The following is a 16025-nucleotide window of genomic DNA, read 5'->3' on the forward strand; positions in this document are numbered from 1 at the left end:
TGTGGGCATGTCGCGCACGACGGCCTCCCGCCGCACCCGGGCCCTGACCACGGCGAAGGACCTTCTGCGACCACTGTCCCCCTCGGACGGTGTCCTGGGCAGCATCGTCGACAGGGGCCAGGTGCCCCTGCCACGCGGGACGTGGGCCGTCTTCGGGGTGGCGTTCGCGGGATTCGCGCTGCCGGTGATCGGGTTCGTCGAACTGGCCGAGCGGATCAGCTCCGGCGCCAAACTGCCCTTCGACCGGCCCGTCATGCTGTGGTTGCGTCGGCGGCACACCCCGCGCAACACGCGGATCGTCCGGGTGGTCACGGAACTCGGCGGGGTCACCGCCGTCCCGGTGTTCGCCCTCACCGCCGCCGGCTACCTCGCCTACGTGCGGGGGAGTCGACGACCGGCCGCGTTGCTCACCGTGTCCCTGGTCGGGTCCACCCTCATCAACTCGGTCCTCAAGCTCATGTACCGGCGGGCCCGACCCACCTTCTTCACCCACATCGTGGAGGAGAAGAGCTACTCGTTCCCCAGTGGACACGCCATGGCCAGTGCCGCGCTCGCGGGCTGCGCCTGCGTGCTCGCCTGGCCCACCGGCTGGCGGTACCCCGTGATCGCCGGGTCCGCCGCATATGTCCCCGCGGTCGGTGTGACCCGCATGTATCTCGGGGTGCATTTCCCCAGCGACGTCCTGGCCGGCTGGTGCGTGAGTCTGGCATGGGTGGGCGAGGTGGCCACGATCATGTGGCTCGTCGACCGTCTCGACGACCTACCTCCGTTGACCTCGCTCTCGGCGTCGCGATGAGCACGCCCGCCCGAGTCGAACTGCGCCACGGGGACATCACCCGACTGTCGGTGGATGCGGTGGTCAACGCCGCCAACAGTTCCCTGCTGGGAGGTGGCGGCGTGGACGGGGCGATCCACCGCGCGGGCGGGCCCGCCATCCTGCGGGAGTGCCGCGAACTGCGGGCCACCAGGTTCCCGGACGGGCTCCCCACCGGCCACGCGGTCGCGACCGGGGCCGGCGAACTGCCCGCCAGATGGGTGATCCACACCGTCGGCCCGGTGTACGGACGGACGCCCGACGGACCGCAGCGGCTGACCGACTGTTACAGCACCTGCCTCGCCGTGGCCGACGACCTCGGGGCCCGGACCGTGGCGTTCCCGCTCATCTCCGCCGGGGCCTACGGATGGCCGCGCGAGGACGCCGTCCGCACCGCGCTGGACACCCTGCACGGGGTGTCCACCGACGTGCGGACGGCGATCCTGGTGCTGTTCGACGCCGCCACCCTGCGACTGGCCGAGTCTCTTGTCGGCTGACGCGACCGCAGCGGCTGTCTCGCCGGCGGCCCCGGAGGTGATCCTGACCGAGGTCTTCGCCCCGTGGGCGGTTCTCACCGTCGCGTCGCTCCACCTCGGGCACCGGGTGGGCTCGCCTGCCTGGGGCGTGGCGACCGCCGCGGGCCTCGGGCTGGTGCCCCAGTCGGCGATCGCCTGGCGGGTGCGACGCAAAGCACTGTCCGATCACCACGTGACCCGGCGGGAGGACCGCCCGCTCGTGATCGCCGGCATCGCCGGGTCGGTGGCGACGCTGATGGTGGCGCAGCGCCGCCGGGGCGCGCCTGCAGAGCTGCGACGGATGACGAGAGCCGCGCTGGTGGCGTTGGGGGTCGCCGGGGCAGCCACCTGTCGTATCAAGGTCTCGTTCCACACCGCCGTGTTGGCAGGTGTCATCTCGGTGCTGGCCCGGGAGATCTCACCCGGTTACTGGCGACTCCTGGTCCTGGTACCGCCGGTGGCGTGGGCGCGGGTGCGGATCAGTCACCACACCCCGGTGGAGACGGCGCTGGGCGGAGCGATCGGGGTGGTCTGCGGCTACTGGGGCGGGGGGCACGTGGGCAGGCCCCCCCGAGACCCCGCCGGGGCCCTGAGCCCGACCTCCCCGCGGGAACCGTGGTGGGGGTTCCCGCGGGGCGTCGGCTAGACGACCTACGTCAGATCCGGTCGACCAGCAGCTTGGCGAAGGCGGCGGGGTCGGTGAGCGTGCCCCCCTCGGCGAGGACGGCCGCTCCCGAGAGCAACCGCGCGGTGTCGGCGAGTCCCGGTGCCGACGGGTCCTCGGCGTACTGCGTGCGCAGCCGCTCGACGAGTGGGTGCGAAGGGTTGAGTTCCAGGATCCGCTTGCTGACGGGCATCTCCATCCCCGAGGCCCGGTACATGGCCTCGAGCTGCGGGGTCATGTCGAACTCGTCACCCACCATGCAGGCCGCGGACTCGGTGAGCCGCTGCGACAGGCGCACCTGCTTGACCTCGTCGGACAGCTCCTCGCCCAACCACTCGAGCAGGCCGGTGAACTCGGCGGAATCCGCCTCGTCCTTCTTCTCGGCGGTGTCGGAGCCGATGCCGGACAGGTCCACGTCGCCCTTGGCCACCGACCGCAGGCGCCTACCGTCGACCTCGCCCACCGCGTCCACCCAGACCTCGTCGACCGGGTCGGTGAGCACCAGCACCTCGACACCTCGCGCTCGGAACGCCTCCAGGTGCGGGGAGTTCTCCACTGCTGCGCGGCTCGTGCCGGTCAGGTAGTAGATCTCCTCCTGCCCGTCGGCCATGCGGGAGATGTACTCGGCGATGGTGGTGCCCACCTCGTCGTCGTCGCCACCGGAGGCCTCTTCGGAAGCTGCGCGAGTGGACGCGAAGGTGCTGACGGCGAGGAGCTGATCGCGGGCGTCGACGTCGGAGATCAAGCCCTCCTTGAGGACCGCACCGAAGTTGGTCCAGAAGGCACGGAACTCCTGCGGCCGGTCGTTGCGGATCTGCTCGATGGTCTGCAGCACCCGCTTGACCAGGCGCTTGCGGATCGCACGGATCTGACGGTCCTGCTGCAGGATCTCGCGCGAGACGTTGAGCGAGAGGTCCTGGGCGTCGACGATGCCCTTGACGAAGCGCAGGAACGGCGGGACCAGCTCCTCGCAGTCGTCCATGATGAACACCCGACGGACGTAGAGCTGCACGCCGCGTTTGCTGTCCTGCGAGAAGAGGTCGAACGGCACCTGCGTGGGCAGGAACAGCAGCGCCTGGTATTCGAACGTGCCCTCGGCCTTGAGGGTGATGGTCTCCAGCGGCTCGTCCCAGGCGTGTGAGACGTGGCGGTAGAACTCCGCGTACTCCTCGTCCGTCACCTCGGAACGGGGCCGCGTCCACAGCGCCTTCTGGGAGTTGAGCGTGACGGTTTCGGTGAGGGTGCTCCCGGCGGAGGAGTCGTCTCCCTCGTCGCTGTCCCCCGTCGGCTCCGGAGCCGGGCGCTCGACCTCCGTGCGGATGGGCCAGGCGATGAAGTCCGAATAGGTACGCACCACCCGGCGCAAGGTGGACTCCGCGGCATAGTCGGGCAACGCCGCGTCCCCACCTGCGGGCTTGAGCTGCAGGATCACCGACGTGCCCTGCGGGGCGTCGGGGACCTCCTCGATCGTGTACGTGCCCTCGCCACCCGAGATCCAGCGCGTGCCCGCGGCCTCGCCGGCCTTGCGGGTGACCAGGGTGACCGTGTCGGCGACCATGAAGGTGGAGTAGAAACCGATACCGAACTGGCCGATGAGGTCCGCGGTGACCTGCTCGCTGGCCTCCCCCGACTCCTGCGCCGCACGGGCGGCCGCGAGGGCCTCCCGCATCTGACCGGTACCCGACTTGGCGAGCGTTCCGATGAGGTCCACGACCTCGTCACGGGACATCCCGATGCCGTTGTCGCGGATCGTCAGCGTGCGGGCCTGCTCGTCGGGGATCAACTCGATGTGCAGGTCCGAGGTGTCGACCCCCAGCGTGGAGTCCTGGAGTGCGGCCAACCGCAGCTTGTCCAGTGCGTCGGAGGAGTTGGAGATGACCTCTCGGAGGAAGGTGTCCGGGTTGGAGTAGATCGAGTGGATCATCAGATCCAGCAGCTGCCGGGTCTCGGCCTGGAACTCCCGGGTCTCGGCTGCACCGGAGGTCTGCGGGCTCATGGTGGCGGCGGTTCCTTTCTGGTGGACTGGCGGACGCGACCCGTGCGGGCGCGCCCGGTGCTGTGCGCGACGTGCTGTTCACGACGACACGATCAACCTACTGTGGGGCCCGGACATTCCTGAGGAGCCCCCGTGACTACGAATCCACTGCCCGACACCCACCTGGCCGTCCTCGACGCCGCCACCGCACTGTTCGGCCGCGCACTCGCCGGCGGGCTCGACGGCGACTGTGAAGCGTGCCCCGGCTGGACCCGCCGCGACTGCGCCAACCACGTCCTCGGTGGCGGGTTGCGGTACGCGGCCTACTTCCCGCGGCTGCCCGAGTCGGAGATCGCCTGGACCCGCACCACGGACCATGCCGGCGAGAAGCCGGTACCCGCGCTCTACCGCACATCCGCGGGTCTGCGGAAGGAACTGGCCGGGGCCCCCGACGCCGACGCGCCGGTCCCCCACCGCCTGGCCGAGATCCCCGTGCGGGACCTGCTCGCCCTGCGGGTCGTCGAACTGCTCGTCCACGCGCACGACCTCGACCCGTCGACCTGGGACTCACCCGAGGCGGAAGAACTGGCCGGGTGGTGCCTGGACCACGCCCGTGAGGTGCTGGAGCTGATGAGGTCCTTCGACGTCCTCGCAGAGGCCCGCGCGGTCCCTATCGGTGCGGACCCCCGCGCGCGACTCCTCGCGCTGTCCGGGCGGTAACCGCCGCCCGGGCCGCGACCCGTCGGCGGCCGGAACGTCGGAGGGGATTTTCTCGTGACTCCGGTCAGTGCGCGGACTAGCGTCGACCATGCGGAGGACGCCACGGCACGGGCCGGGGCACGCACGCGAGAGGATCCGCGATGACCATGCAGTCCAGCCCCTACATCTCCTTCCCCGGCAACGCGTCCGAGGCGTTCCCGTACTACCGCGACCTCTTCGGTGGTCGACTCGACCTGATGACCTACGACGCCATGCCGTCAATGGAGGGGTTCCCGTTCACCCCGCCGCCCGGGTCGGTCGCCCACGCGACGCTGGAGGCCCCGGGCATCACCCTGACCGGCGGCGACAACATGGGCGAGGACCTGCCCCAGCTCGCCAGTGAGGTCTACTCGTTCCTGCTCGCCTTCGACTCCACCGAGGACGCACACACCTTCATCGCGAAGGTCGCCGACGGCGGCGGCGAGATCGCGATGCCGTTCGAACCGGCTCCCTGGGGGGATCACTACGGTCAGGTCAGGGACCGGTTCGGCATCCGCTGGGACGTGATGGTCGACGGCTCGACCGGGTGATTTCGTGCTGACCTACCCGTGACCACCGTATCGATCACGTCCGCTTGTTACGGTTCAGCCATGGATATCTCCGGAGCAAGTGCAATCGTCACGGGCGGAGCGTCGGGCATCGGCGCGGCCGTCGTCCGTCAACTCGCCGCGCAGGGTGCGAAGGTGGTCGTCGCCGACCTCAACGCCGAGAAGGGCGAGGCCCTCGCGAACGAGGTGGGGGGCGTCTTCGTCGCCGTCGACGTGACCAAGACCGACCAGAACATCAAGGCCATCGAGGCCGCCCTCGAGCTCGGCCCGCTGCGCTACCTGGTCAACTCGGCCGGCATCGGCTGGGCCCAGCGCACGATCGGTCGTGACGGCGAGTTCTCGTCGGCCTTCGACATCGACTCGTTCCGCAAGGTCATCGACATCAACCTCATCGGCTCGTTCGACATGCTGCGACTGGCCGCCACGGCCATGTCCCGTGGCGAGGCCGACGACGACGGCCAGAAGGGCGCGATCGTCAACATGGCCTCCGTCGCCGCGTTCGACGGGCAGATCGGCCAGGCCGCGTACTCCGCGTCCAAGGGCGGCATCGTGGGCCTGACCCTGCCCGTGGCCCGTGATCTCTCGGCCGCAGGCATCCGCCTCAACACCGTGGCCCCCGGTCTCATCGACACCCCGATCTACGGCGAGGGCCCCGACTCGGAGGCGTTCAAGGCCAAGCTGGGCGAGAGCGTCCTGTTCCCCAAGCGTCTCGGCTCGGGCGACGAGCTGGCGTCGATGGTCATGGAGCTGCTCACCAACCCGTACATGAACGCGCAGACCGTGCGCGTCGACGGTGGTATCCGGATGCCACCGAAGTGACCCGGAGCTGTGGAGACCCGCCCCCGGGTCGCCACAGCAGAGAGGGGCCCCGCCGGATCGGATCCGGCGGGGCCCCTCTCGTCGCACTGGGTCTGGTCGTGTCTGGTCTGGACGTGCCAGGCCTGGTCGCGTCAGGCCTGGTCGTGTCAGGCCTTCGCGCGCTTCTTCTTCAATCGCCCCTCGAGGTAGACGGCGAGCTTGGTGAGCGTGTAGTTGATGATCACGAAGAGGATGCCGGCCACGATGTACGCGGGAACGGTGTTGGCGTAGGCGGAGCCCAGGGTCTTGGACCAGTTGAGCAGCTCCAGGTAGGTGATGCCGTAGCCGAGGGCCGAGTCCTTGAGGACGACGACGAGCTGGCCGACGAGCGCCGGGAGCATGGCCGTGAGGGCCTGGGGGAGCTGGATCGAGCGCAGCACCTGTCCCGGGGTGAGCCCCACCGCGAGTCCCGCCTCGGTCTGCCCCGAGGGCAATCCGTGGACTCCCGAACGGACGAGTTCCGCGATGACCGCACCGTTGTAGAGGGTGAGCGCGGTGACCACCGCGGCCAGCGGCGCGTGCTGGTTGGGGACGATGTTCGAGGTGGCGAAGTACCCGAAGTAGGCGAACACCATCATCAGCAGAACCGGGACCGAGCGGAAGAACTCCACGATCACACTGCAGAACCACCGCAGCGGGGCGAACGGCGAGAGCCGACCCATGCCGAAGAGCAGCCCGAAGATCACCGCGAGGACGATCGAGATCGCCGCCGCCGTGAATGTCCCCTTGAGGCCGGGGATCAGGTAGGAGGTCCACACCTCCGGATCGGTGACGAACGGTTCCCACATGAACGCCTGCAGCTGGCCGGCGGCCTCGAACTGGACGTAGACCACGTAGGCGATACCGACGGCGATCAGGGCACCGATCACCGTGAAGATCTTGTGGCGGAGTCGGGCCTTGGGGCCCGGGGCGTCGAACAGGACGGCCTGGGTGCTCATCGCTTCACCGACAGCTTCCGTGAGAGGGACGTGGTCCAGAGTCCGATCGGGAGGGTGAGGATCACGAACACCATGGCAAAGAAGAAGAACGTCGGCAGGCTCGCGCCCTCGTTCTCCGTGATCACCTGGAGCAGGCCCGCCGAGTCGCCCACGCCGATGACCGCGGCGACCGTCGAGTTCTTGATGAGCGCGATGATGACCGACCCCATGGGGGCGATGGAACCGCGGAACGCCTGCGGGAGGATCACCTCACGTAGTGACTGACCGAAGCCGAGGCCGATGGACCGGGCCGCCTCGGCCTGTCCCACCGGCACCGTGTTGACGCCGGAGCGCAGGGCCTCGCAGACGTACGCGGCGTGGTAGACGGCGAGCATGATCGCGGCCCACCAGAAGGCGTTGCGGGCGAAGTCGTCCGAGACGGACAACTGGAGGATGAAGGACAGGCCCAGGATGCTGAACACCATCAGCAGGGTCAACGGCAGGTTCCGGAAGATGTTGACGTAGGAGGTGCCGAGTCCGCGGAGGACCGCCACCGGGGAGACCCTGAGGATCGCGATGATCGTCCCCAGCACCATGGCACCGATGATCCCGAGTAGCGAGAGCTGGATGGTGACCCACACCGCCCCCAGGACGTCATAGTCGGCGAAGATATCGCCCATGGTCGACCTTTCGTGATGTGGTGTCGGGGGCCTCCGCGCCACCGTTGACCGGTGGCGCGGAGGCCGTCGTGGATCAGATCAGTGGTTGCTCAGATCAGTGGTAGATCAGCTCAGGCGCAGGCGGCCGGGTTGGGCGGGTTGCCCTCGCCCGGCGTGAAGCCGGCCGCCCCGAGGTTCTCCTCCACGGCGGTGTCCCAGCTGCCGTCGGAGATCATCTCGCGGATGGCCTCGTTGATCTGCTCACACTTCTCGGTGTCGCCCTTCTGGATCCCGATGCCGTACAGCTCCTCGCTGAACGGCGAACCGACGACCTTGAGCTGCCCCTGATACTGGTCCTGCGCGGCGTAACCCGCGAGGATCGTGTCATCCGTGGTGAGCGCGTCGACCGCATTGGACACCAGCGCCGAGACACACTCGGAGTAGGTGCCGAACTCCTGGAGGTTGACCCCCGGGACCTCTTCCTGGACGTTCTGGGCGGAGGTCGACCCGGAGACCGAGCAGAGGCGCTTGCCCTCCAGGGACTCGGGCCCGGTGATGCTGTCGTCGTCCGCGCGGACCAGCAGGTCCTGGCCGGCGATGAAGTACGGTCCGGCGAAGTCGACCTTCTCCTTGCGGGCGTCCGTGATCGAGTAGGTGGCCACGATCATGTCCACCTGCCCCGTCTCGAGGAGGGTCTCGCGCTGGGCACTGGGTGCCTGGACCCACTCGATGTCCTCGGCGGGGGTGCCGAGCTGCTCGGCCACGTACGTGGCCACGTCGACGTCGAGTCCGTTGTAGTCGTTGCCCTCCTTGAGGCCGAGGCCGGGCTGGTCGAACTTGATGCCGATCCGGAGCTGGTTCTCGCCACCCTCATCGCTTCCGCACGCGGCCAGGCCGAGAGCCAGGGTGACGGCCGCTACGGCCGATCCGATCCGTCGGATGTTCATGTGTTCTCCTCGTGGGATGGGTGGGTAGAGCTCTGTTTGTGGGTCGAACTCTGTTGTTGGGTTGAGCTCTGCTGGCGGCTGACGCTGGTGGTGGAGTCCGACTCAGTTGGTCAGGATCTTGGAGAGGAAGTCCTTCGCGCGCCCGCTCTGCGGATTGGTGAAGAATTCCTCAGGGGTGGCCTGTTCGACCAGTTCCCCGTCTGCCATGAAGATGACGCGGTCGGCGGCCTTCCGCGCGAAACCCATCTCGTGCGTCACCACGACCATCGTCATTCCGGACTTGGCCAGCCCGGTCATCACGTCGAGGACCTCGTTGATCATCTCCGGGTCCAGGGCCGAGGTGGGCTCGTCGAAGAGCATCACCTTGGGATCCATCGCCAGGGACCGGGCGATGGCCACGCGCTGCTGTTGGCCACCAGAGAGCTGGGCCGGGTATTTGGACGCCTGGTGCTCCACACCGACCCGCTCGAGCAGCTCCATCGCCCGCTTCTCCGCCACCGACTTGGACTGCTTGCGCACCTTGATGGGCCCGAGCGTCACATTCTCGAGAATGGTCTTGTGTGCGAACAGGTTGAACGACTGGAACACCATGCCGACGTCAGCGCGGAGTCTGGCGAGTTCCTTGCCCTCCTCGGGGAGCTCCTTGCCGTCGATGGTGATCGAGCCGGATTCGAAGGTCTCGAGCCTGTTGATCGCGCGGCACAGCGTCGACTTGCCCGAGCCCGAGGGGCCGATCACGACGATGACCTCACCCTCCTCGATGGACATGGTGATGTCTTTGAGCGCCTGGAAGTCACCGAAGTGCTTGTTCACGCCTGAGATCTCGACGAGTGCCATGGAGGGATCATAGGCGCCTGAGGATTGATTGAAGATCGACTCGCCGATCTGGGTTTCCGGTCGACAAGTCGGCCAACCCTCCGTACCGTCTGCCTATGGCGATATCAGACGTGAAGGAATACGCCCATCTCTCCGCCGAGGATGTCGAGGCCATCGGTGAAGAACTGGACGCGATCCGCCAGGAGGTCGTGGATTCACTCGGCGAGGCGGACCGCAAGTACGTGCAGGACACCATCAGGCTCCAGCGCGGCCTCGTCGCCGGCGCCCGCGTCGTTCTCCTCTTCTCCGGATACCGCCCGGCCTGGCTGGTGGGCACCGCGATGCTGGGCGCGGGCAAGATCATCGAGAACATGGAGCTCGGACACAACGTCATGCACGGGCAGTGGGACTGGATGAACGATCCGGTGATCCACTCCACCACGTGGGAATGGGACATCGTGGGCACCTCCGAGCACTGGAAGGCCACCCATAATCACCATCACCACACGTACACCAACATCATCGGAATGGACGATGACGTCGGGTACGGCGTGGTCCGCGTGACGAGGGACCAGCCCTGGAACCCGGCGTACTCGTTGAACATCGTCTGGAACACGATTCTGGCATTCGCGTTCCAGTGGGGCGTGGGTGTCCAGCACCTGGAGATCGCTCCGGGCACCATCAACTCGTCCGGCCGCGCGGAGCAGAAGCGCCGCATCGGCCAGTTCCTGCGCAAGGCCCGCCGCCAGGTGGGTAAGGATTACGTGTGGTTCCCGCTGCTGTCGGGCCCCAACTGGAAGTCGACGATGTCGGCAAACGCCACCGCCAACGTCATCCGGAACTTGTGGTCCAACGCCGTGATCTTCTGCGGGCACTTCCCGGACGGGGCGGACAAGTTCACGCTGGAGGACCTCTCCGAGGAGACCCAGGCGCAGTGGTACCTGCGGCAGATGCTCGGCTCAGCCAACTTCACCGGCAGCCAGCTCACCCACTTCATGTCCGGCAACCTGTCGTACCAGATCGAGCACCACCTCTTCCCCACCGTCCCGTCCAACCGGTACGGCGAGATCTCCGAGAAGGTGCAGGACGTGTGCCGACGCTGGGATCTGCCGTACACGACGGGCCCGCTGTACAAGCAGTACTGGCAGTCGTGGCGCACGATCGCCAAGCTCTCCCTGCCGAACCGCTTCCTCAAGGCCACCGCGGACGACGCCCCGGAAACCAGGTCGGAGCGCATGTTCGAGGGTGAGCCGCGGACCTACAACGACCACGAGGGGCCGCGCTCGGGCCTGGTCACCGCCCTGAAGCATCGGACCGACCCGAACCAGCTCCGGCGACTGACCCGCACGGTCTGACCGTGGCGGGCGATCGGTCGGACGTCGGAGCTGCCAGCGGAGGCCCCACCCCGAGCGTCGACGAGGCCCACCGGCGCCCACCCGGGGTGACCGATGCCGAGGTTGAGGCCACCGGCACCGCGACCGAGGCGCTCGAGTACGTGGAACGTGCCCGCGGGTACCTCTACGACCTCCACCAGCTGATCGGGCGGGCGGACCTCCTCTACAAGAAGGCCGCGGACCAGTTGGATGCGGTCGGACGCAGCGAACTCGCCGAGCTCATCCGGAGTGAGATGGTCGGGGTGAACGTCCTCCACGGACGGTGGACGTTCCAGATGGTCGAAGAATTCGACGACGGCTACTGGACCACCGCCCGCGAGGTCAGCAGGGCGGTCAGGAACGAGGTCACCGGCGGGCACCGACACGTCCAGGAGGCCGAGCTCAAGGAGCAGAACCGGACCTCGGGTCACCCGGTGCACGAGGCGACCCCACGGGAAAACAACTAGATCGTCCGTGGGGTCACTGGGTGTGAGCCGGCATCAACCGGTCCGGTGTCGGCCCGCCATGGCGTGTCGTTCGGACTCGGTCGTTCCACCCCAGACGCCGTAGAGCTCTTTGGACTCCATGGCGAACTGCCTACAGGCGGTGAAGACGGGGCATACCGCACACACGGTCTTCGCCTCCTCCTCCTTGCGGCGACGCTCCCCCTTGGATTCGTCCTCTGCGCTGTAGAAGAGGTCCTCCCGACCGATGCACGCGGCCCTGTCCCGCCACGACCAGAAATCCGACGTGGGCTCAAGGTTCCTGTATCGGGGCATGGCATCTCCTTCCCGCCAACCTGAAGTGCCCTGCCATGAGCCCTGGATGTTCAGAAAGCGGTTCCCCTCATCCTGTCAGGCGACAGGGAGAGGTCAAACGAACGACGGGGCACAAAGGCAAGCCTAATTTTCTGAAAAGGCCTCCGCCGCTTCCCTAGTCAGCCAATTTCCCTCGATGTTAAATTTCGACAATGCGCTCGGAATGCCGAGTAGTCAGCTGTTGCGACCGGTCGCGGCTGCCATCCGTATCACCTCGGCCGCACGAGATGCCGCGCCGTCGACACCCCACCAGGATCTGATTCCGGCCGGCTCCCCGTCGCGGCACCTGTCGATCTGTGACCTGACCGCTCGCGCGACGGCCGTCGGGCCGTTTCCGTATCGCATCACTGAGGCCCCCGGGACCCCGTCGAGAGCCCCGGCCGTGGCGTCCTGCTCCCCGTACGCGCGACGGCCCGGCACCACCACCAGTGGCACATCGGCGCACGCGGCATCGGCCACGGACGCCTGACCTGCCCCGGTCACCACTACATCCGCAGAGCACAACTCCGGCCAGGGGTCCTCGTGCCAGGATCCGTCCGGCCCACCGATCTCGAGCCACTCGGCCACTCCGAGTTCGCGCGCCGTGGTCCGCACCGCCCGCCAGAACCTGTGGTCCCCACCCGAGCCGGAGCCGTTCAGGTGAACCACTCTTGGTCGACGTCGTCGATCCCGGGGTTCGCGATCCCGGCGCTCGAACCGGGACACACCACCGATCTCCGCTACCGAACTCTCGGTCCGCCGCAGGGTGGCCTGGTGCACGCCAGGGGGCCAGGCACCGATCAGGCGCTCCGCCGCACGGACCCTCAGCAGGTGGGGCTCGTCCACCCTCACCCCGGGCGGAAGGGTGCTGACCATCGGAATGCCGGTCATCCGCGCGGCCAATGACATTGCGGGCGAGGAATCCACCCAGAAGGCGCGGGGTCGCGCACGGTCCATCCACGCGACCGCCACGCGACGGGCGCCGAGGGTGATCTCATCCGGGAACTCCTGGTCCCCAGTCTCGGCGGGGAGATGGATGACCTGGGTTCCCGGCGGCAGGAGTGCGTCATCGAACCGTCCCGCGATGAGCATCGTGACCTCGAAGCCCCGCTCCCGCAGGGCTTCCATCACCGGGAGCACGCGGTGGAGATGACTCCGCCCACGGTTGTGGACGTAGATGCCGATCATCTCTGCGCTCCCCTCCGCCGCTGTTCCCGACCAGACCCCGTCCGTGCCCTAGTCCGCTCCGCGGATGGCCCCCAGGAGTGCGTCGCAGAACGCGGGGAGGTCGTCGGGGTTACGGCTGGTGAACACGCCGTCCGAGCTGACCAGTTCCTCGTCCACCCACTCGGCGCCGGCGTTGACCAGATCCGTCCGCAGGCTCGGGTAGGAGGTGACGCGGCGCCCGCGGACGACGTCGGCCTCGATAAGGACCCACGGCGCGTGGCAGATGGCCAGAACCGGCTTACCCGCCTCGACCATCTCGCGAACCATGGTCACGGCGTACTGGTCCTGTCGGAGTGCATCCGGGTTGGCGACGCCGCCCGGCAGGACCAGGACGTCGATATCGGCTGCGGTCACGTCGGCGGTGGTGCGGTCGACCGCCTGGGTGCCCGCCGGGGTGAGATGGTCGACCAGATCGACCTCGCCGTCGGAGGTACTGACCAGGAGCGCGGTGTGACCCGCCTCGGTCACCGCCCCCCAGGGTTCGGTGAGCTCGACCCGCTCGATGCCCTCGCCGGCCACGAGGAATACGACGGTGCTGGTGTCGGTGGTGTCGTCCTGAGTCTCGGTCATGACCTGATCGTGGGCCCGGACCCCCCAGGCCCGCAACCGGACCAACGGTGACCCCCGCCCGGTGGCCCCGTGACGCGTGGTCCGGCACGATACGTGGATGCGACGACGAGACCCGATCGACCGACGAGGGCGGCGCGACCGCCGGCGAGGCGGATGTGGCTGTTCCCTGCTCGTGCTGCTGCTCCTGTTGGTGGGGCTGGTGGTGGCCGCGGAGTTCGGCGCCCGGTGGTATCTGTCGGACCGCGCGGAGCGCGAGGCGTCGGCCCGACTCGGCGCGCCGGTGTCGGTGGGATTCGGGCCGACCCCGATCCTGTGGGACCTGGCCACCACGCAGGCCGTGGACTCGGTCCGGATGACCTCCCCCGGTGACGCCACCGTGCCCCGTATCGACGTGACCGGATACTCGGTCCGGTTGGTCGACGGTGCGATCCTGGCCGGGACGGCGGACGGGACCGCCACGCTCAGCGGCGAGCAGCTCGCCGCGGCCGCGGCCGAGGGCAATCCCGCCGGCGGGTCTCCGGTGGCCGGACTGACGGAGGTCCGTTCCGTGCGTCCCGACGCACAGGCGGGGCTGCTGCGCGCGGACATCGGCGGTATCGCGGAGATCGGCGTGGCCCCGGGGGTCTCCGGCGGCCAGCTCACCCTGACTCCGGAACAGACCGAGCTGGTCGGCTTCCCTCTGCCGGACGGCTTGTTCTCCGGCATCACCGGCACCGTCGACTCAACCCTCGCCGCACTTCCCGAGGGTGTGTCGATCCAGGGCGCCCGCGTGGTGCCCGACGGCTTCGAGGTCGCGCTAGTCGGGACGGACGTCACGCTGCGGTAGCGCTCACCAACTAGTCCGCAGGACGCTGGTCGGTTCCGTAGACCGCGGGACCCCGGTCTGTTCCGTAGTCCGCGGGTCCCCGGTCGGTTCCGGCGGCGGCCGGGACGCACAGTTCCGTGGGTTCGGACCTGCCCCTCACCACCTCGGATCCGACCCGGTCCCACCGGGCGGCCTCTGCTCCACCCGCCGACGACACCGCGGTACCGGAGGCCAGCACGAGACCGGTCTGGTTCTTGGCCAGTTCGCACAACCGTGATGCCTCGTTGACCGCGTCGCCGATGACCGTGTACTCGAGACGGTCGTCGGCGCCGACGTACCCGGCGACGACGCCCCCGTAGGACACCCCGATCCCCGCCCGGCATCCCGGCACCCGGTCCGGCAGCCGCTCGCCGAGGACACGGGCGCAGGCCAGCGCCGCGGAGGCGGGATCGTCCATCGACCGGGGCGCGCCGAACACCACGAGAGCCGCGTCGCCGAGAAAGCTGTCCACGACGCCGTCGTACTCCTCGACCGTCTCCACGACCACACGGAAGAACTGGTTCAGGACGTCGACCACCTCCGCCGCCTCGGACCGGACCGCCATCTCGGTGGACCCGATGATGTCCACAAAGACGACGCCGACGTGGGAGGCGCTGCCGCCCAGCTCGGGGTCCCGCTCCTCGGCCGCTTCCGCCACGTCGCGGCCCACGTGCCGGCCGAACAGATCGCGGAGCCGTTCGCGTTCCTGCAGCCCGGCCGCCATGCGGTTGAACCCGCGTTGGAGTTCACCCAGCTCGGTGCCGTCATAGACCACTACGCGTCGTGCCAGTTCCCCGTTGGTGATGTCTTCCATCGCCCAACGGAGACTGCGCAGCGGCCCGAGGACCGAACCCGTCGCCAGGGAGATGAGGAGGAATCCGGCGAGGAGAGAGGTGGCGCCGAGCACGATCACGATGACGGCGAGCCGTTCCAAAGACAGTGCCCGGCCCGCCAACGTATAGATCGCCACGATGATCAGACCCGCGATCGGGACCCCGCTGCCGACCACCCACGCCACCCGCAGGCGCGTCATCGCTCCCAGGAATCGGGTGCGCGGTGCGGTACCACTGGCCAGGGCGACCGCGGCCACGGGGCGCAGACAGAAGTCGGCGAAGAGGAACGCCACACCGCAGACGACCATGCCGGAGAAGACGATCGTGAACCCGACCGAGGGGATCGCCTCCGGGTCGATCACCCCGAAGGCGGGCGTGACCACGGCCGCGCCCAGCAGCCACAGGAAAGCCTGGATCAGCGTCATGCGGCCGGGCAACCGGAGGGTCCGCACCCGCTCCCGGTCCGTGGGTTCGCGGCCGTCGAGGAACCAGCGCACGCGGCGATAGACCGCACTACGCACCCAGACCGTGCCCACGATCGTCGCCAGCGAGACATAACCCGGGACGACGATGGCGGTGGGGACGAGGAACTCGGTGGAGGGCAGAGTGGGCCCCGGCAGGACGAAGAGGATCAGTACCGCGGCAACGCCCACCCCGACGAGGTTGGAGCCCAGCAGCGTCAGGACGAGCAGGACCTGGACGCGAAGGGATCTCAGACGGGCCGACTCCGTCCCCCGCCCGAGCAGCACCGAACCCAGTTCCGGGCGTCGCAGCAGTGACAGGTCGAGTCGCACGATCAACATCGTGCCATCCGTGAGCCCAGGAGTGACTACCTCGTCACACTAATCCCGGGGAACTGGGAGTGAGGCCCTCCGGGGCGTAGGGTGGACGAGTCGGCCCGCACCACTC

General features: G+C 68.4%; 18 protein-coding genes. 9 read left to right on the forward strand and 9 right to left on the reverse strand.

What is annotated here, in order from left to right; translation table 11 throughout:
• The first annotated feature begins 7 nt into the window (after window positions 1–7).
• Genes A6048_RS16490 through A6048_RS16500 form a run of 3 tightly spaced genes read left to right on the forward strand, consistent with a single transcriptional unit; the run spans window position 8 to window position 1975 of the window.
• The gene (locus tag A6048_RS16490; protein ID WP_107746915.1) at window positions 8–796 is read left to right on the forward strand and encodes a phosphatase PAP2 family protein; all 789 of its coding nucleotides are present in this window, start codon (window positions 8–10) and stop codon (window positions 794–796) included.
• Window positions 793–1311, forward strand: a complete 519-nt coding sequence (locus A6048_RS16495) for an O-acetyl-ADP-ribose deacetylase (protein WP_107746916.1) — start codon at window positions 793–795, stop codon at window positions 1309–1311. Before A6048_RS16490 ends, A6048_RS16495 begins: the two co-directional genes overlap by 4 nt.
• 37 nt (window positions 1312–1348) lie before the next feature.
• A complete protein-coding gene (locus A6048_RS16500; protein ID WP_244911023.1) occupies window positions 1349–1975 on the forward strand; it encodes a hypothetical protein in 627 nt (208 codons plus the stop codon).
• 10 nt (window positions 1976–1985) lie between these two features.
• Here A6048_RS16500 and htpG read toward each other — a convergent pair whose 3' ends face one another.
• Window positions 1986–3989: a molecular chaperone HtpG gene (gene htpG / locus A6048_RS16505; RefSeq protein WP_107746917.1), complete on the reverse strand. Its 2004-nt coding sequence runs from the start codon at window positions 3987–3989 to the stop codon at window positions 1986–1988.
• Between the two features lie 132 nt (window positions 3990–4121).
• Here htpG and A6048_RS16510 point away from each other — a divergent pair, with 132 nt between their 5' ends.
• From A6048_RS16510 to A6048_RS16520, 3 genes are all read left to right on the forward strand, one after another.
• Window positions 4122–4688 (forward strand): maleylpyruvate isomerase N-terminal domain-containing protein, encoded by a 567-nt coding sequence (locus A6048_RS16510; RefSeq protein WP_107746918.1) that lies wholly within the window; start codon window positions 4122–4124, stop codon window positions 4686–4688.
• A 140-nt stretch (window positions 4689–4828) separates the two neighbouring features.
• Window positions 4829–5257, forward strand: coding sequence for a VOC family protein (locus A6048_RS16515; protein WP_107746919.1), 429 nt, complete (start codon window positions 4829–4831; stop codon window positions 5255–5257).
• A gap of 60 nt (window positions 5258–5317) precedes the next feature.
• Window positions 5318–6094: an SDR family NAD(P)-dependent oxidoreductase gene (locus A6048_RS16520; RefSeq protein ID WP_107746920.1), complete on the forward strand. Its 777-nt coding sequence runs from the start codon at window positions 5318–5320 to the stop codon at window positions 6092–6094.
• Window positions 6095–6240: 146 nt separating this feature from the next.
• Here the strand turns inward: A6048_RS16520 and A6048_RS16525 are convergent, their stop codons facing one another.
• From A6048_RS16525 to A6048_RS16540, 4 genes are all read right to left on the reverse strand, one after another.
• Window positions 6241–7071: an amino acid ABC transporter permease gene (locus A6048_RS16525; protein WP_107746921.1), complete on the reverse strand. Its 831-nt coding sequence runs from the start codon at window positions 7069–7071 to the stop codon at window positions 6241–6243.
• Window positions 7068–7730 carry an amino acid ABC transporter permease gene (locus A6048_RS16530; RefSeq protein ID WP_107746922.1) on the reverse strand — a complete coding sequence of 221 codons (663 nt, stop codon included), beginning with the start codon at window positions 7728–7730 and terminating at the stop codon, window positions 7068–7070. Before A6048_RS16530 ends, A6048_RS16525 begins: the two co-directional genes overlap by 4 nt.
• Window positions 7731–7840: 110 nt before the next feature.
• Window positions 7841–8656 (reverse strand): glutamate ABC transporter substrate-binding protein, encoded by an 816-nt coding sequence (locus A6048_RS16535; protein WP_107746923.1) that lies wholly within the window; start codon window positions 8654–8656, stop codon window positions 7841–7843.
• A gap of 102 nt (window positions 8657–8758) precedes the next feature.
• Complete coding sequence (locus A6048_RS16540) at window positions 8759–9493, reverse strand: amino acid ABC transporter ATP-binding protein (protein WP_107746924.1); 735 nt, start codon at window positions 9491–9493, stop codon at window positions 8759–8761.
• Between the two features lie 95 nt (window positions 9494–9588).
• Here A6048_RS16540 and A6048_RS16545 point away from each other — a divergent pair, with 95 nt between their 5' ends.
• The gene (locus A6048_RS16545) at window positions 9589–10827 is read left to right on the forward strand and encodes a fatty acid desaturase family protein (protein WP_107746925.1); all 1239 of its coding nucleotides are present in this window, start codon (window positions 9589–9591) and stop codon (window positions 10825–10827) included.
• 2 nt (window positions 10828–10829) lie between these two features.
• The gene (locus tag A6048_RS16550; protein WP_107746926.1) at window positions 10830–11312 is read left to right on the forward strand and encodes a hypothetical protein; all 483 of its coding nucleotides are present in this window, start codon (window positions 10830–10832) and stop codon (window positions 11310–11312) included.
• A 33-nt stretch (window positions 11313–11345) separates the two neighbouring features.
• Here A6048_RS16550 and A6048_RS16555 read toward each other — a convergent pair whose 3' ends face one another.
• The 3 genes from A6048_RS16555 to A6048_RS16565 form a co-directional block, all read right to left on the reverse strand.
• Window positions 11346–11624: a WhiB family transcriptional regulator gene (locus A6048_RS16555; protein ID WP_107746927.1), complete on the reverse strand. Its 279-nt coding sequence runs from the start codon at window positions 11622–11624 to the stop codon at window positions 11346–11348.
• A 213-nt stretch (window positions 11625–11837) separates the two neighbouring features.
• Window positions 11838–12830, reverse strand: a complete 993-nt coding sequence (locus A6048_RS16560; RefSeq protein ID WP_107746928.1) for a glycosyltransferase — start codon at window positions 12828–12830, stop codon at window positions 11838–11840.
• A 48-nt stretch (window positions 12831–12878) separates the two neighbouring features.
• Window positions 12879–13439 carry a type 1 glutamine amidotransferase domain-containing protein gene (locus A6048_RS16565; RefSeq protein WP_107746929.1) on the reverse strand — a complete coding sequence of 187 codons (561 nt, stop codon included), beginning with the start codon at window positions 13437–13439 and terminating at the stop codon, window positions 12879–12881.
• 97 nt (window positions 13440–13536) lie between these two features.
• On the opposite strand from A6048_RS16565, the gene A6048_RS16570 reads away from it, so the two are divergent.
• A complete protein-coding gene (locus tag A6048_RS16570; RefSeq protein WP_107746930.1) occupies window positions 13537–14265 on the forward strand; it encodes an LmeA family phospholipid-binding protein in 729 nt (242 codons plus the stop codon).
• Between the two features lie 10 nt (window positions 14266–14275).
• Here the strand turns inward: A6048_RS16570 and A6048_RS16575 are convergent, their stop codons facing one another.
• Window positions 14276–15919, reverse strand: coding sequence for an adenylate/guanylate cyclase domain-containing protein (locus tag A6048_RS16575; RefSeq protein WP_107746931.1), 1644 nt, complete (start codon window positions 15917–15919; stop codon window positions 14276–14278).
• Window positions 15920–16025: the final 106 nt, after the last annotated feature.

The organism is Dietzia psychralcaliphila, assembly GCF_003096095.1.
Classification (GTDB): Bacteria; Actinomycetota; Actinomycetes; order Mycobacteriales; family Mycobacteriaceae; genus Dietzia; species Dietzia psychralcaliphila.